Here is a 13,501-nt window from a genome sequence, read left to right as displayed (position 1 = left end):
CGCCCGGCTGCCGATGGTGCGCGCACCGATCGCGTCACGTCCACGGCCTGCGGACGGTCAATCGCCGCGCATCGTGAATACCGGGCGCACCCGACTGTTCGCGTCGCCCCAGTGTTCGCCGACCGCCGACAGCGGCACCGTACGCGTTTCGAGCGTCAGCCCCGCCGGGCCCGCCGCGTCGAATACGCCGCGCACCGAAGCCAGCAACCCCGGCAGCGACACGCTGCCAATACCGCTGCCCAGCAATTCGATCGCGGTGGCACGCAATACGGCGCCCGGCAGCAGCACGTCCGCGCCGCCGATCGAGCCGATCTGCACGAAGCGCAACCGACGGCCGTCGGGCGTCGCCTTCGCGGCGGAAATCAGCAGTGCGAGCGCGCTCGCCCCCCAAAGATAGTCGAGCACGACGTCCACACCCGCGCGGAAATGCGGTTCGAGCGCGCGGGCCAGATGCGCGTCGTCCTGCTGCAGCGACACGACGGCGTCCGCGCCGGCGTTCAGCAACGCGTCCAGCGCGGCCACGTTGCGGCCCGTCGCGATCACCTTCGCGGCGCCCAGATGCTTCGCGATCCGCACCGCGAGCCCGCCCGAGGCGCCCGTCGCGCCGTTGACAAGCACCGTTTCGCCCGCGACCAGCCGCGCACGCTCGGTCAGCGCGGCCCAGGACGACATGCCGGGAATCGCGATCGCGGCGGCCGCCACGTCGTCGAGGTCGTCCGGCAGCGGCACGCACTGCGCGTCGGGCACGATCGTGCATTCGGCCATCGCACCGAACGGCGCGGGCGCGCCGAAGAAATAGACGCGCCGGCCGTCGTCGCCGCGCCCCACGCCGTCGACGCCGACGACGAACGGATAGCCGCCGCCGGACGAATAGTGCGTGCCCGCCGCGCGCGCCTGCGCAAGACGGCTCAACGCGGACGCCGTCACGTCGATCAGACGGTGGCCGGGTATCGCATGCGGCGCTTCGAACTCCATATGAACGGGGCGCTCGCCGGCGCCCGTCACGACTGCTGCTTTCATGCCGACTCCTTGATTGATGGATCTCGATCGACGGTTCCGTCGTGTATCAGCGTGCGTCGAGCCACGCGCGCAGTGCTGGATCGCGCACTTCCAGCACGTCGAACAGGCCGAGCGCACGCAGCGCGGGCAATGCGTCGAGCGCGTCGGCTTCGGCACGGGCGCGCTCGGCGGGCGCCGCATCCGGATCGGTCAGCACGCGCGCATTGACCAGGAACGCGCCGACGGTGCCCTTGCGGATCGTCGTTCCGCCGGCCTTGATCCGGTCGGCATGGTCGGGAAGCATCTGTTCGGCTCGCATCGCGTCGTACTCCGGTTGTCATCGATGGACGCAGTTTAGGCGTGCGCAGCCGGCCGATCTCCGGTATAACAGTCATTCGATACTGAAATCCGGCCATGACCGATCCACTCCTGCCCGCCCGATTCGTCACGTCCGACGACGGCCCGTTCGTCGTCGCCGCCGTGCTGTCGCAGCGCGACCCGCGCATCACGCCGCCGCATGCGCACGCGCGCGGCCAGCTCGTCGGCGCACTGAGCGGCGTGGTGTCGATCGGCCTCGACGACCAGGACTGGGTCGTACCGGCGATTCATGCGATCTGGATTCCGCCGCATTGCCGGCATTCGCTGCGCTCGTTCGGGCCGATTTCCGGCTGGTCGGCGTTCGTCGCCGAAGCGCGCTGCGCGGGGTTGCCTGACGCGCCGCGCGCGATCCGCACCACGCCGCTGCTGCGCGAAGCAGTGCAGCGCGCGGCAAGCTGGGGCGATGCGGAACTCGATGCCGCGCAGGCGCGCATTGCCGACGTGATCCTCGACGAGATCGCGTCGTCACAGGTAGAGGCACTGGGGCTGGTACGGCCGCAGGACCCGCGGCTCATGAAGATCACCGATGCGCTCGCCACGAACCTCGCGAACAACCGGCGACTGGAGGAATGGGCAGCATGGGCCGGCATCGGTGCCCGGACGATGAGCCGCCGCTTCGTCGCCGAGACAGGGCTGACGTTCGCGCAGTGGCGTCAGCAGGCACGGCTGCTGCGGGCGCTGGAGAAAATCGCCGACGGCGTGCCGGTCACGACGATCGCGCTCGATCTCGGATACGACAACGTGAGCGCGTTCATCGACATGTTCCGGCGGGCGACGGGGACGACGCCGGGAAGGTATATGGAAGCGGGACGATAAGGTCGGCGCGATGCGCGGCGATGACGCAAACCGATTTCTCGTATTCCGTGCGATTCAAATCATCGCCCGATCCAACCGGGCAGCTGTCCGGTCGAGTTGCGCAGCGGCCGGGGCTGCCCGGTTGCGCAGCAGATTCCTTATCCCGTCCGCTTCGCTCAATACGTCCCATCCCCCTTCTTCACCACCTCCCCATCGCTCCCCTTGAACAGCGCCGCCAACCGCTCCGCACTCCGCGCCAGCAGCGTCGTATCGACCCCCACCGCAACGAACAACGCCCCCGCTTCCAGATACCGCCGCGCCGCCGCCTCATCCGCGCTGAGAATGCCCGGCGCCTTGCCTGCCGCCTTGATCGCCCGGATCGCGCCGTCGATCGCCGCCTGCACGTCCGGATGCCCCGGATTGCCGAGGTGCCCGAGATCGGCCGCCAGATCGGCCGGCCCGATGAACACGCCATCGACGCCCTCCACCCGCGCAATCGCATCGATCGCGTCGAGCCCGGCACGCGTCTCGACCTGCACGAGCACGGCCATTTCGTCGTTCGCGCGATGCAGATAGTCGCCGACGCGGTTCCACCGAGACGCGCGCGCGAGCGCACTGCCGACGCCGCGAATCCCGTGCGGCGGATAACGCGTCGCGGCCACCGCCGCGCGCGCTTCGTCGGCGCTCTGCACCATCGGCACGAGCAGCGTCTGCGCGCCGAGATCGAGCACCTGCTTGACGATCACCGGATCGTTCCACGGCACGCGCACGACCGGATGCGACGGATACGGCGCGATCGCCTGCAACTGCGCGAGGATCGTCGGCACCGTGTTCGGCGCATGTTCGCCGTCGATCAGCAGCCAGTCGAAACCGGCGCCCGCGACGACTTCGGCGCTGTACGGATTCGCGAGGCCGAGCCACAACCCGACCTGCGCGTCGCCACGCTCGAGCGCGGCCTTGAAGACATTCGACGGAATCTGCATCGCTCGCTCACCTCACGCGAAATAGCACTGGATCGTCCCGAGCGGGCCGTAGTCGACGCTGAACGTGTCGCCCGAGCGCGCCGCGCACGGCCGCGTGAACGAGCCGCCGAGCACGACCTGCCCCGGCTCCAGCGCGACGTCGAAGCGCGACAGCCGATTCGCCAGCCAAGCGACGCCATTGGCCGGATGGTTCAGCACGCCGGCCGCGACGCCCGTTTCCTCGACCACGCCGTTGCGCGACATGATCGCCGCGACCCAGCGCAGGTCGACGTCCTGCGGCCGCACCGGCCGCCCGCCGATCACGACGCCCGCGTTCGCCGCGTTGTCGGCGATCGTGTCGAACACCTTGCGCGGCCGCTTCGTATCGGGGTCGATCGACTGGCTGCGCGCGTCGATGATCTCGAGCGCGGGCACCACGTAATCGACCGCGTCGTACACGTCGAAGATCGTGCAGTTCGGGCCGGTGAGCCGCTTGCCGAGCACGAACGCGAGTTCGACCTCGACGCGCGGCACGATGAAGCGCCCGGCCGGGATCGTGCCGCCGTCGTCGAAGAACATGTCGTCGAGCAGCGCGCCGTAATCGGGCTCGTCGATCTGCGACGTGTTCTGCATCGCCTTCGACGTGAGGCCGATCTTGTGCCCCTTGAGCGTGCGGCCTTCCGCGAGCTTGAGGGCGACCCACGCGCGCTGGATCGCATACGCGTCGTCGATCGTGATGTCGGGATGGTCGAGCGAGATCTGGCGGATCTGCTTGCGTTCGCGCTCGGCGTCGTGCAGACGCTGCGCGAGCTGGTCGATGATGGCGGGTTCGAGCATGGTCGGATCGGGAATGGGGTTCAGCCGGCCCGCTTGTAGCGGGCGTGAATGTTGTTGTGCTTGTACGAGCCACTTTCGCTGAACTCGGTCAGCTCCATCGACAGCGCGAGATAGCGCTTCGCATACAGCTCCGAGAAATGCGCCTTGATCGCATCGAACAGCGCGTCGCACGCGGCCTGCTTGGTCTCGTCGCTGCGGCCCGAGCCGATCTTCAGCGTCACGTGGACGAACGCGTCGTCCTCCGTGCCGTCGGCGACGCAGTAATCCTGCAGCTCGATCGCGCGCGAGCGGATGCCGCCGGTCGGAAACACGCCGCCCTGCGCGATCAGCGTCGCGTTGATCATGCGCAGCAGCGCGGGAATGCGCGCGTCGTCGCGGATGTTCGCGGTGTATTCGACGACGATGTGTGGCATGGCAACGCTCCGGATAAGTGATGTGGCGCTCAGGCGAGCGGGAAGATCGCGTTGATCTGCCCGGTGCCCGAGCTCGCGAAATAGTCGGTGACGATCTCGACGGGCTTGTCGTAACGATCCCAGCCGAGCAGGCCGAGCAGCATCGCCGTGTCGTGCATGCCGCCTTCGCCGTGACAATGCGTGTTGTACTCGGGCAGCATCGCGCAGAAGGTCTTGAAATCGCCCTGCTTCCACAGCTCGACCACGCGCAGGTCGACCTGCCGGAAGAACTCGCGGCTGATCTCGTGAATCGATTCCTCCGGACTGCCGTTGTCGTTGAAGCGATGCGACAGCGAGCCGCTCGCGAGGAACGCGACGTTCGAATCGCTCTTCTCGATCGCCTCGAGCAGCGCCTCGCCGAAGCGCCGGCTTTCGTCGAGCGTATGCCACATGCACCAGCCCGCGATCGACACGACCTTGAAGTGCTGGTCGGCGTTCATGTAGCGCATCGGCACGAGCGTGCCGTATTCGAGTTCGAGGCTGTCGATCTCGTGTGCGCGCGTCGCGATGCCGCGTGCGCTGGCCGTCTCCGCGATCAGGCGGCCGAGTGCCGGGTTGCCCGGATACGCGTACTGCATGTCGCGGATGAAGTGCGGCAGCTCGTTGCTGGTATACGTACCCGCGAACCGCGCATTGCAGTTCACGTGATAGCCGGCGTTGACGAGCCAGTGCACGTCCGACACGACGATCGTATCGACGCCGAGCGCGCGGCAGCGCTCGCCGATCAGCTGGTGGCCGCGGATCGCCGCTTCGCGGCAGCCGTGATGCCTGCCGGGCAACTCCGACAGGTACATCGACGGCACGTGCGTGATCTTCGCGGCGAGGGACAGTTTGCCCATCGTTCAAGTCTCCGTATCGTTCGTTCTTGCTGGCGGCGCCACGACCCGCGCCCGTCACACGCCCCAGCGGGGAATGTGATGCGAACCCATCGAGATGCACACGTTCTTGATCTCCGCGAACACCTCGAAGCTGTACTCGCCGCCTTCGCGCCCGGTGCCCGACTCCTTCACGCCGCCGAACGGCTGGCGCAGGTCGCGCACGTTCTGGCTGTTCACGAACACCATCCCGGCCTCGATGCCGCGCGCGAGGCGATGCACCTTGCCGACGTCCTGCGTCCAGATGTACGACGCGAGCCCGTAGGACGTGTCGTTCGCAAGCCGCAGCCCTTCCTCCTCGTTCTCGAACGGAATCAGGCACGCGACCGGCCCGAAGATCTCTTCCTGCGCGATGCGCATCCGGTTGTCGACGTCGGCGAACACGGTCGGGCGCACGAAATTGCCGTTGCGCAGATGGTCGGCGAGGCCGGCCGGCTTGTCCGCGCCGCCTGCCACCACGCGCGCGCCTTCCTGCTCGCCGATCCGGATATAGCCGGTCACCTTCTCCCAGTGCTGGCGCGTGATCATCGCGCCGAGCTGCGTCGCCTGATCGGACGGATCGCCGACCACCAGGTTGTTCGCACGGCGCGCGAATTCCTGCACGAAGCGGTCGTAGATCGTGCGCTGCACGAAGATCCGCGAGCCCGCGGTACAGCGCTCGCCGTTGATCGAGAAGATCGTGAACAGCGACGCGTCGAGCGCGCGGTCGAAATCGGCATCGTCGAAAATCAGCACGGGCGACTTGCCGCCGAGCTCCATCGAGTATTTCTTCAGGCCCGCGCGCTCCATGATCCGCTTGCCCGTGACCGTGCCGCCCGTGAACGACACCGCGCGCACGTCCGGATGGCGCACCAGCGCGTCGCCGGCCGTCGCGCCGTATCCCTGCACGACGTTCAGCACGCCTGGCGGAATGCCGGCTTCGAGCGCGAGCCGGCCGAGCTGGTCGGCCGTCAGCGGCGACAGCTCCGACATCTTCAGCACGGCCGTGTTGCCGAGCGCGAGACACGGCGCCGTCTTCCACGTCGCGGTCATGAACGGCACGTTCCACGGCGACACCAGCGCGCACACGCCGACCGGCTGGTACAGCGTGTAGTTCAGCATCTGGTCGTCGACCGGATACGTGCGGCCGTTCATCTGCACGCACACTTCCGCGAAGAAGTTGAAGTTCTCGGACGCGCGCGGAATCAACTGCTTGCTCGTCTGCGCGATCGGCAGGCCGGTGTCCTGCGTCTCGAGCGCGGCGAGCATCGGCACGTTCTTCTCGATCAGCTCGCCGAGCTTGCGCATCAGCTTCGCGCGCTCCTTCGCGGGCGTGTTCGCCCACTTCGGGAATGCGTCCTTCGCCGCGCGCACGGCCGCGTCGACTTCGGCCTCGCCGGCCGACGCGACGTCGGTGATCGCGTCGCCCGTCGCGGGATTCAGCGTCGTGAAGGTCTCGCGGCTCTCGACCTCACGGCCGCCGATCCAGTGCTTGATGGTCATGTGCTCTCCTTGGGCGACGGGCTCAGCCGGCGCGATAGTAGTCTGCTTCGCCGACGATCGTGTTCACGAGCCGGCCGATTCCTTCGATTTCGGTCACGACCTCGTCGCCCGGCTTCGTGTCGGCCAGCCCTTCCGGCGTGCCGGTCAGGATCAGGTCGCCCGGCGAGAGCGTCATGAAGCTGCTGATGTGCTCGATCAGCGCGGGCACGTCGAAGATCATGTCGCGCGTGCTGCCGCGCTGCGTCTCCCGGCCGTTCACCGTCGTGCGCAGCGTCAGGTCGCCCGCGTCGCCGATCTCGTCGCGGCTGACGAACCACGGCCCGAGCGGTGTGCAGGTGTCGCGGTTCTTCACGCGCAGGTTCGGGCGGTAGTAGTTTTCGAGGTAATCGCGGATCGCGTAGTCGTTCGCGACCGTGTAGCCCGCGACGTGGTCGAGCGCCTGCGCGCGGCTCACGTTGCGCGCCGGGCGGCCGATCACGACGGCCAGTTCGCACTCGTAGTGCATGTGCGTCGCGTCCGCCGGGCGCACGGTGCGCGAGCGGTGGCCGATGAACGTGTTCGGCCCCTTCAGGAAGATCAGCGGCTCGCTCGGCGCCTTGAACGCGAGTTCCTTCGCGTGGTCCGCGTAGTTGAGGCCGAGCGCGAACGTCGTGCGCGGCGCGACGGGCGGCAGCCACGTCACCACGTCCTCGGTGACCACGCGGCCCGTGTCGAGGCGGATCGCGCCGTCGCCGGCCGGTTCGGCCGCATGCAGTGCGCCGTTGTAGATCACGCGCGCCGTCTTCATCGTGCTTCCTCCGCAATCAGCGTATGCCGCAACGTGCCGATGCCGGCGGCGGTAATCCCGATCGTGCTGCCCGCGCGGGCACGCGGTGCGCGACCCGCGACGCCGAGCAGCAGCACGTCGCCCGCGTCGAACGACATGAACGCCGTCACGTCGGCGATCAGTTCCCGCACCGGGCGGATCAGCGTGGCGGTCGACGCGGACACCACGGCGTCGCCGTCGATCCGCACGGTCAGGCCGATCGCGTCGACATCGCCGAGCGCGGCCGCCGGCACGATCGCCGGGCCCAGCGGGCAGAAGCCGTCGCGACACTTGAAGCGCACGGCCGGACGGTAGTAATCGGGATGCGGGACCGACACGTCGCTCGCGAGCGTGAAGCCGTGCACGTAGTCGAGCGCCTGCGCGGCCGGCACGCGCGTCGCGCGCCGCGAGAACACGACGGCCAGCGACGCGCCGATCTCCAGCGCATCGACGCCCGCGGGCACCACGACGGCCGCGCCATCGGCCGCGTGCGTGTTGGCCGGTTTGATGTAAAGGATCGGCGCCTGCGGCGGACGACCGTAAGGCGGTGCGTGCACGGCATCGCCGAGCGCGTCGAGTGCGGCGCGCTCGTTGAGCAGCGCACCGTAGACGGTACCGATGGCGACCGGCAGCGGCGGCGCCGCGGCGGTCCTGCAAGACAGCTCCATGCGTCATTCCCCTGCCGCGCGTCGCGGCGCATCGTCAATAGTTAACATCTTAAGTAAACAATCGGACACTGGCAACCGCGATTACCCTGATACATGAAATTCAGCACCGTCGGCTGTTAAGATTGATGCGTCCCCGTCCATTCCCCACCCCCGATGAACCGTACGCTCGACCATCGCAACCTGGCCATGCTGCTGCTCGAGGCCCGCGAAACGCTGATGGGCCTGTTCCGCCCCATTCTCAAGGAATTCGCGCTGACCGAACAGCAATGGCGGATCATCCGCGTGCTCGACGGCGAGCCGGCGAATGCGCTCGAAGCGGGACAGATCGCGCGCCGCTGCTGCATCCTCAGCCCGAGCCTCACCGGCGTGCTGGAACGGATGGAGCGCGACGGCCTGATCACGCGCACACGCGCGCAGGAAGATCAGCGCCGGCTGCTGGTGAGCCTGACGCCGCAAAGCAGGAAGCTGGTGACCGAAATCGGCCCGCGCATCGACGAGCAGTATCGCCAGCTCGAAGCGCGTTTCGGCCAGGACGGCCTGGACGACATCTACCGCGCGCTCGACCGGCTGATCGAACTCGGCAACGCGTCGTAGGGCCCGCCGCGGCCGGACCGCGGCGAGCGGCGGCGGGCGAACCCGAACCCGGGAACCGGCAAGCCGCGGATCGCGCGGGCCGTCAGTGCAGCGCCCCGCGCATCAGTTCGGTCACCGCGACGCCGCGGGACGTGCGCATGCATTCCTCGACGTAATCGATGAACGGCAGCGGCTCGAAATCGATTTCGTCGCGCACGCGGCGGTTGTCGAACACGCGATCGACCGTCGCGAACTCCGCGCCACGCTGCAACGCCCGGCCGATCACGCGCTCGAGCGCCGGATCGGACCGCCCGAGCACGTCGCGCACCACGAACGGCAGGTCGGCCGGCGCACACGCGGCGTAACGCGGCGCGCCCGTCATGCCGGCCGCCTCGTCCATCGCACGCACGATCTGCGCGACCTGCGGCGCCTCGTCGCCGGCCGACACGTGGTACACGTCGTGCATCAGCGTCGGCTTCACGGCCAGCAGCATCGTCGCGCGTGCGACGTCGTCGACCGACACGATGTCGATGCGCGTCATCGGCCGTGCCGTGAAGCGGCGCGCCGCGTGCGCGACGCGGAACATCCAGAACGAGTTCGGCGCGGGCCGCGTGCCGAGCACCGTGTGACCGACGACGTGCGACGGACGCACGACGACGAGCGGCAGCCCGAGCGCGCGCAGGCGCTGCTCCGTTTCCGCCTTCGCCTGCAGGTAGCCGGCCGCGAGCACCGCGCCGTGCAGCCCGTCGCTGCCCTGCGCCGCGTCGCTCGCCGCCGCACCCGCCATCTCCTCGTAAACGATCCCGCCGCGGCCCGCATGCGCATAAGCGGTGCCGACGTACACGAAACGCTGCAGTTGCGGTGCGTGCGCGAACCGCTCGGCAAAGCGCAGCGAATCGGCGAGGTCAGCCCGCAGATGCCTGCCGTCGGCCGGCGACGCGTGGCCCGCGCAGTGAATCACGTGCGTCGCGCCGGCGAGACGCGGCGCGTCGGCGCCCTGCCACACGTCGCCGAGTGTACCGACGACCACGTTCGCGTCGCCGAGACGCGATGCCCAGTACGGCGCGAGCCCCGCGCGCAGCGCCGCTTCACGCAAACGCGCGACCGCGTGGCCGCGATTCCCGGCGCGCACGACACACACGATGCGCTCGAGCAAGCCTGCGTTGACGAGCGCCGTCAGCACGGTACTGCCGATGAAGCCGGTGGCGCCGGTGAGCACCAGCCGCCCGACGTTGGCCGCCGCGACCGGTGCGCTGGCCGGCGACACGAGGCTCGTGCGCCAGTTGAGCGACAACGCGGTTTTCCAGATCAGCACGATAGTCTCCTTCGAAGAATCGGCCGGACGGCGCGGCAGCCCCGGATCGCGGCGCTGCGCACGGCGGTCGGCCGGGCCGGGGCCGACGCTCGCCCCGGCAGTCCCGACCGGCTGCGGCCCGCGATCGCGTCGATCGCGTCTCTGACACGAGGCGGCGGCCCGCCACGGACGGACGTCCGCGGCGCAGGATCGGGAAAATCCAAGTGTGGGGCCGGATCGTCCGCAAGTCTGTCCTGAAAGTTTCGTGAAAGTGTGTGGATTTGTGCACGAATGTCGGGGTGTGTCGTGCCGGCCGGCTCGTCAAATCGGTGAAACGCCCGGTCGGGCAGCTTGCGACGGAGGTTCGCCGGCGTGCTGCGGGCCAGCGCTTCGGCGCGACACATCGACGCGCCCCGGCCTAGTCATCGCATATCCCGGGCAGACCCGGAGCGAGGCCGCGGCATGCAGATCGCGGTGTCGTCTGCGTTTGCGCGCGGGGCCGGAATCCGCGCGTATCGTCAGACGTCCTTTCATCCGAGACACCAATAGACACAATGCGGATTTATTGAGGATTATCGCTTGCGTTTCACTGCAGTCTATCTAGACTATCCAAACCAAATCGGTCGAATGTGTCATTTTCTACTTTCCAGGAGACGTTCCAATGCGCCTCACTATCCGGATTAATGGCAGCGAATCGGCAACCCGGCACTCGTACGCGGTGTTGTGGGTCGATACCGACGAGCGGCTGTGGTCGCGCGAGGCACACCAGGGCATCGATCTACCGGCCTGGGGCAAGGTTCGGGACGTGGAAGGCGCGATGGCCCTCTGCGCCGCCGACAGCGGGAATGCCGTGTGCCAGTTGAAGGGCCTGTCGTTCAGCGCGATGCAGCGCGAACAAGGTCCCGCGGTGCTCGCCGGCGAGCACCCCGACGGCGCGTGGCGCCTGCAGGCGGTCGATCGCTCCACGGCGGAGCCGGAATACCACGAATTCATTTCCGTCGCGCGATAGGTATTTTTGACGGCAATCCTCTGCGGTTTTCGGGTTTATTCCGGTTTCCGTGATATTCATTTCGATATTCAGAAATAACGGCGCCTCTCTTCGAGGCGTTTTTATTTTTCCGTCCCGAAAATAATCGGGGCCGGGTTGATTGAGTCGCATCCGCGGTCAAGACCCGCCGCGCCATTCCGATTCGGCGGCGACATCGGGCAATGCCCGCGCCGCCGTTCCTGCCTTCGTTCCTGCCTTCGTTCCTGCCTTCGTTCCTGCCTTCGTTCCTGCCTTCGTTCCTGCCTTCGTTCCTGCCTTCGTTCCCGCCTTCATCCCGCCTTTTCCGCCCGAAGCCCGGCCGCCGACGCGCATCTTTTACGGGGCCGAAGCACAGTTTCCCCACACGACGTTTACTCATTTATTACAATCACATTATTCCGATTGACTTGCCGCCCGTCCGGCGGCCCGACCCGGCCCTTGCATGCGCGTGAAAAAGAAGACCCACCCCGCCGATCCGTACGCCGCCGCGACCAAGCACCCGATGCTCGCGTCGCGCTTGCCGATGTGGCGCTCGAAGCTGGTCGTGATCATGGTGTCCCTCGGTTTCGCCGCGCTGATCGGACGCGCGTTCTGGGTGCAGGTCGCGAACCAGGATTTCTATGTCGGGGAAGGCCAGAAGCGGTACCAGCGCACGATCGAGCTCGACGCGATGCGCGGGCGCATCGTCGACCGCAACGGCGCGATGCTCGCGGTCAGCCTGTCGACCTATGAAATCTGGGCGAACCCGAAACAGGTCGCCGAAATCGACTATCCGCAGATCGCGAAGCTGCTCGACATGCCGCTCGCGGAGGTGAAGCGCCGCCTGCGCAACGACCGTACGTTCGTGCTGCTCAAGCGGCAGATCGACGCCGAGACCGCAAGCCGGCTCGGCAAGCTCGAAATCGACGGCATCACGCAGATCGCCGATTCGAAGCGCTTCTATCCGGAGGGCGAATCGGCCGCGCACGTGGTCGGCTTCACCAACGTCGAGGACAAGGGCCAGGAAGGCGTCGAGCTCGCGGCGAACGGGCGGCTGTCGGGTACGTCCGGGCAGCGCGAGGTGATCCGCGACCGGCTCGGCCGCATCGTGTCCGACACGCGCCCGCTCGTGCCCGCGCAGCACGGCGCGACGATCGAACTGACGATCGACCGGCGGATCCAGCAACTCGCGTTCAGCCAGCTCAAGGCCGCGGTGCTCGAGAACAACGCGGTGGCCGGCAGCGTCGTCGTGCTCGATGCGCAGAACGGCGAAATCCTCGCGCTCGCGAACTATCCGACCTTCGACCCGAACGACCGTGCACGCCTCACGGGCCAGCAGCTGCGCAACCGCGCGGTGATCGACACGTTCGAGCCGGGCTCGACGATCAAGCCGCTCGTCGTCGCGCTGTCGATCGACGAGCGCAAGGTCACGCCGAACACGATCATCAACACGTCGCCGGGCACCTACAAGATCGGCCCGGCCGTGATCCACGACACGTCGAACCACGGCTCGCTGACCGTCTCGCAGGCACTGCAGAAGTCGAGCAACGTCGCGCTCGCGAAGCTTGCGCTGAACCTGCCCGCCGAAACGATCTGGAACAAGTACCAGGAATACGGGATCGGCCGCGCGCCGGAACTGACGTTCCCGGGCGTCGCGTCGGGCCGCCTGCGCGGCTACAAGCGCTGGCGGCCGATCGAGCAGGCGACGATGGCGTACGGCTACGGGCTGTCGATGTCGCTGCTGCAGATCGCGCAGACCTACACCGCCTATGCGGGCGACGGCACGCTGCACCCTGTGTCGCTGCTGAGGAACGGTTCCGACCCGCAGACGATCGAGGCCCATCGCGGCCATCGCGTGACGTCGCCGCAGACCGCGGCGGCGATCCGTTCGATGCTCGAGTCGGCCGTCGGCGAAGGCGGCACGGGGCGCCGCGCGCGCGTCGACGGCTACCGGATCGGCGGCAAGACGGGCACGGCGCGCAAGCAGGTCGGCGCAACCTATGCGAAGGGCAAGTACCGCGCACTGTTCGCGGGGATGGCGCCGATGAGCAACCCCCGCCTGATCGTCGCGGTGATGATCGACGAGCCGCGCGGCAAGGGTTATTACGGCGGCACGGTGGCCGGCCCGGTGTTCTCGTCGGTCACGAGCGGCTCGCTGCAGCTGCTCGGCGTGCCGCCGGACGCGCCGGTCGAGCCGACACCGAATGCGCCGCTCAAGGCTGCCGCGCCGCAAAAGACGGTCGTGGCGCCGAAGGCCGCCGTGCAACCAAAGACGGCAGCCGGGCAACAGGCGTCGGCACCTGTGAAAACGGCCGCGCAATCCGGCACGGCCGTACAGACGAAGGCGGCGGGCTGAAGCCGCCTGGGCGTTGGTG

15 protein-coding genes are annotated in these 13,501 nt (G+C 68.0%); 5 read left to right on the top strand and 10 right to left on the bottom strand.

The genetic code is table 11. The features are described from left to right. Positions 1-57: 57 nt before the first annotated feature. Both DIE04_RS00725 and DIE04_RS00720 read right to left on the bottom strand, forming a co-directional pair. Complete coding sequence (locus DIE04_RS00725) at positions 58-1,020, bottom strand: zinc-binding alcohol dehydrogenase family protein (RefSeq protein ID WP_124519571.1); 963 nt, start codon at positions 1,018-1,020, stop codon at positions 58-60. A gap of 46 nt (positions 1,021-1,066) precedes the next feature. Continuing rightward, a complete protein-coding gene (locus DIE04_RS00720; RefSeq protein WP_124519573.1) occupies positions 1,067-1,318 on the bottom strand; it encodes a hypothetical protein in 252 nt (83 codons plus the stop codon). Positions 1,319-1,413: 95 nt separating this feature from the next. Between DIE04_RS00720 and DIE04_RS00715 the strand changes: the two genes are divergently transcribed. Then, complete coding sequence (locus DIE04_RS00715) at positions 1,414-2,193, top strand: helix-turn-helix domain-containing protein (protein ID WP_044842973.1); 780 nt, start codon at positions 1,414-1,416, stop codon at positions 2,191-2,193. A gap of 155 nt (positions 2,194-2,348) precedes the next feature. Here DIE04_RS00715 and hpaI read toward each other — a convergent pair whose 3' ends face one another. From hpaI to DIE04_RS00680, 7 genes are read right to left on the bottom strand one after another with little or no spacing between them, the layout of a single operon-like run. Further along, complete coding sequence (hpaI, locus tag DIE04_RS00710; protein ID WP_124519575.1) at positions 2,349-3,155, bottom strand: 4-hydroxy-2-oxoheptanedioate aldolase; 807 nt, start codon at positions 3,153-3,155, stop codon at positions 2,349-2,351. A 12-nt stretch (positions 3,156-3,167) separates the two neighbouring features. Beyond that, a complete protein-coding gene (gene hpaH / locus DIE04_RS00705) occupies positions 3,168-3,971 on the bottom strand; it encodes a 2-oxo-hept-4-ene-1,7-dioate hydratase (protein WP_124484945.1) in 804 nt (267 codons plus the stop codon). A 20-nt stretch (positions 3,972-3,991) separates the two neighbouring features. After that, entirely contained in the window at positions 3,992-4,384 is a 393-nt protein-coding gene (locus DIE04_RS00700) for a 5-carboxymethyl-2-hydroxymuconate Delta-isomerase (RefSeq protein WP_124519577.1), read from the bottom strand. A gap of 29 nt (positions 4,385-4,413) precedes the next feature. Beyond that, the gene (gene hpaD, locus DIE04_RS00695) at positions 4,414-5,262 is read right to left on the bottom strand and encodes a 3,4-dihydroxyphenylacetate 2,3-dioxygenase (RefSeq protein WP_124519579.1); all 849 of its coding nucleotides are present in this window, start codon (positions 5,260-5,262) and stop codon (positions 4,414-4,416) included. Positions 5,263-5,316: 54 nt separating this feature from the next. Then, the gene (hpaE, locus tag DIE04_RS00690) at positions 5,317-6,780 is read right to left on the bottom strand and encodes a 5-carboxymethyl-2-hydroxymuconate semialdehyde dehydrogenase (RefSeq protein ID WP_124484947.1); all 1,464 of its coding nucleotides are present in this window, start codon (positions 6,778-6,780) and stop codon (positions 5,317-5,319) included. Between the two features lie 22 nt (positions 6,781-6,802). Continuing rightward, positions 6,803-7,567, bottom strand: a complete 765-nt coding sequence (locus tag DIE04_RS00685; RefSeq protein WP_124519581.1) for a fumarylacetoacetate hydrolase family protein — start codon at positions 7,565-7,567, stop codon at positions 6,803-6,805. Beyond that, positions 7,564-8,253: a fumarylacetoacetate hydrolase family protein gene (locus tag DIE04_RS00680; protein WP_124519583.1), complete on the bottom strand. Its 690-nt coding sequence runs from the start codon at positions 8,251-8,253 to the stop codon at positions 7,564-7,566. The genes DIE04_RS00685 and DIE04_RS00680 overlap by 4 nt, the downstream gene beginning before the upstream one ends. 153 nt (positions 8,254-8,406) lie before the next feature. Between DIE04_RS00680 and hpaR the strand changes: the two genes are divergently transcribed. After that, positions 8,407-8,847: a homoprotocatechuate degradation operon regulator HpaR gene (gene hpaR / locus DIE04_RS00675; RefSeq protein ID WP_044842965.1), complete on the top strand. Its 441-nt coding sequence runs from the start codon at positions 8,407-8,409 to the stop codon at positions 8,845-8,847. 82 nt (positions 8,848-8,929) lie between these two features. On the opposite strand, the gene DIE04_RS00670 is transcribed toward hpaR, so the two are convergent. Next, positions 8,930-10,141, bottom strand: a complete 1,212-nt coding sequence (locus DIE04_RS00670) for an SDR family oxidoreductase (RefSeq protein ID WP_124519586.1) — start codon at positions 10,139-10,141, stop codon at positions 8,930-8,932. A gap of 640 nt (positions 10,142-10,781) precedes the next feature. Between DIE04_RS00670 and DIE04_RS00665 the strand changes: the two genes are divergently transcribed. The 3 genes from DIE04_RS00665 (at position 10,782) to DIE04_RS00660 (ending at position 13,482) form a co-directional block, all read left to right on the top strand. Continuing rightward, positions 10,782-11,129 carry a DUF3564 family protein gene (locus DIE04_RS00665; protein WP_044842963.1) on the top strand — a complete coding sequence of 116 codons (348 nt, stop codon included), beginning with the start codon at positions 10,782-10,784 and terminating at the stop codon, positions 11,127-11,129. A 139-nt stretch (positions 11,130-11,268) separates the two neighbouring features. Next, positions 11,269-11,553: a hypothetical protein gene (locus DIE04_RS29620; RefSeq protein WP_185500282.1), complete on the top strand. Its 285-nt coding sequence runs from the start codon at positions 11,269-11,271 to the stop codon at positions 11,551-11,553. 36 nt (positions 11,554-11,589) lie between these two features. Continuing rightward, positions 11,590-13,482 (top strand): penicillin-binding protein 2, encoded by a 1,893-nt coding sequence (locus tag DIE04_RS00660; RefSeq protein ID WP_124519590.1) that lies wholly within the window; start codon positions 11,590-11,592, stop codon positions 13,480-13,482. Positions 13,483-13,501 lie beyond the last annotated feature (19 nt).

The sequence above is a fragment of the Burkholderia sp. Bp8994 genome, from assembly GCF_003853805.1.
Classification (GTDB): Bacteria; Pseudomonadota; Gammaproteobacteria; order Burkholderiales; family Burkholderiaceae; genus Burkholderia.
This window is presented reverse-complemented; position numbering and strand designations above follow the sequence as displayed.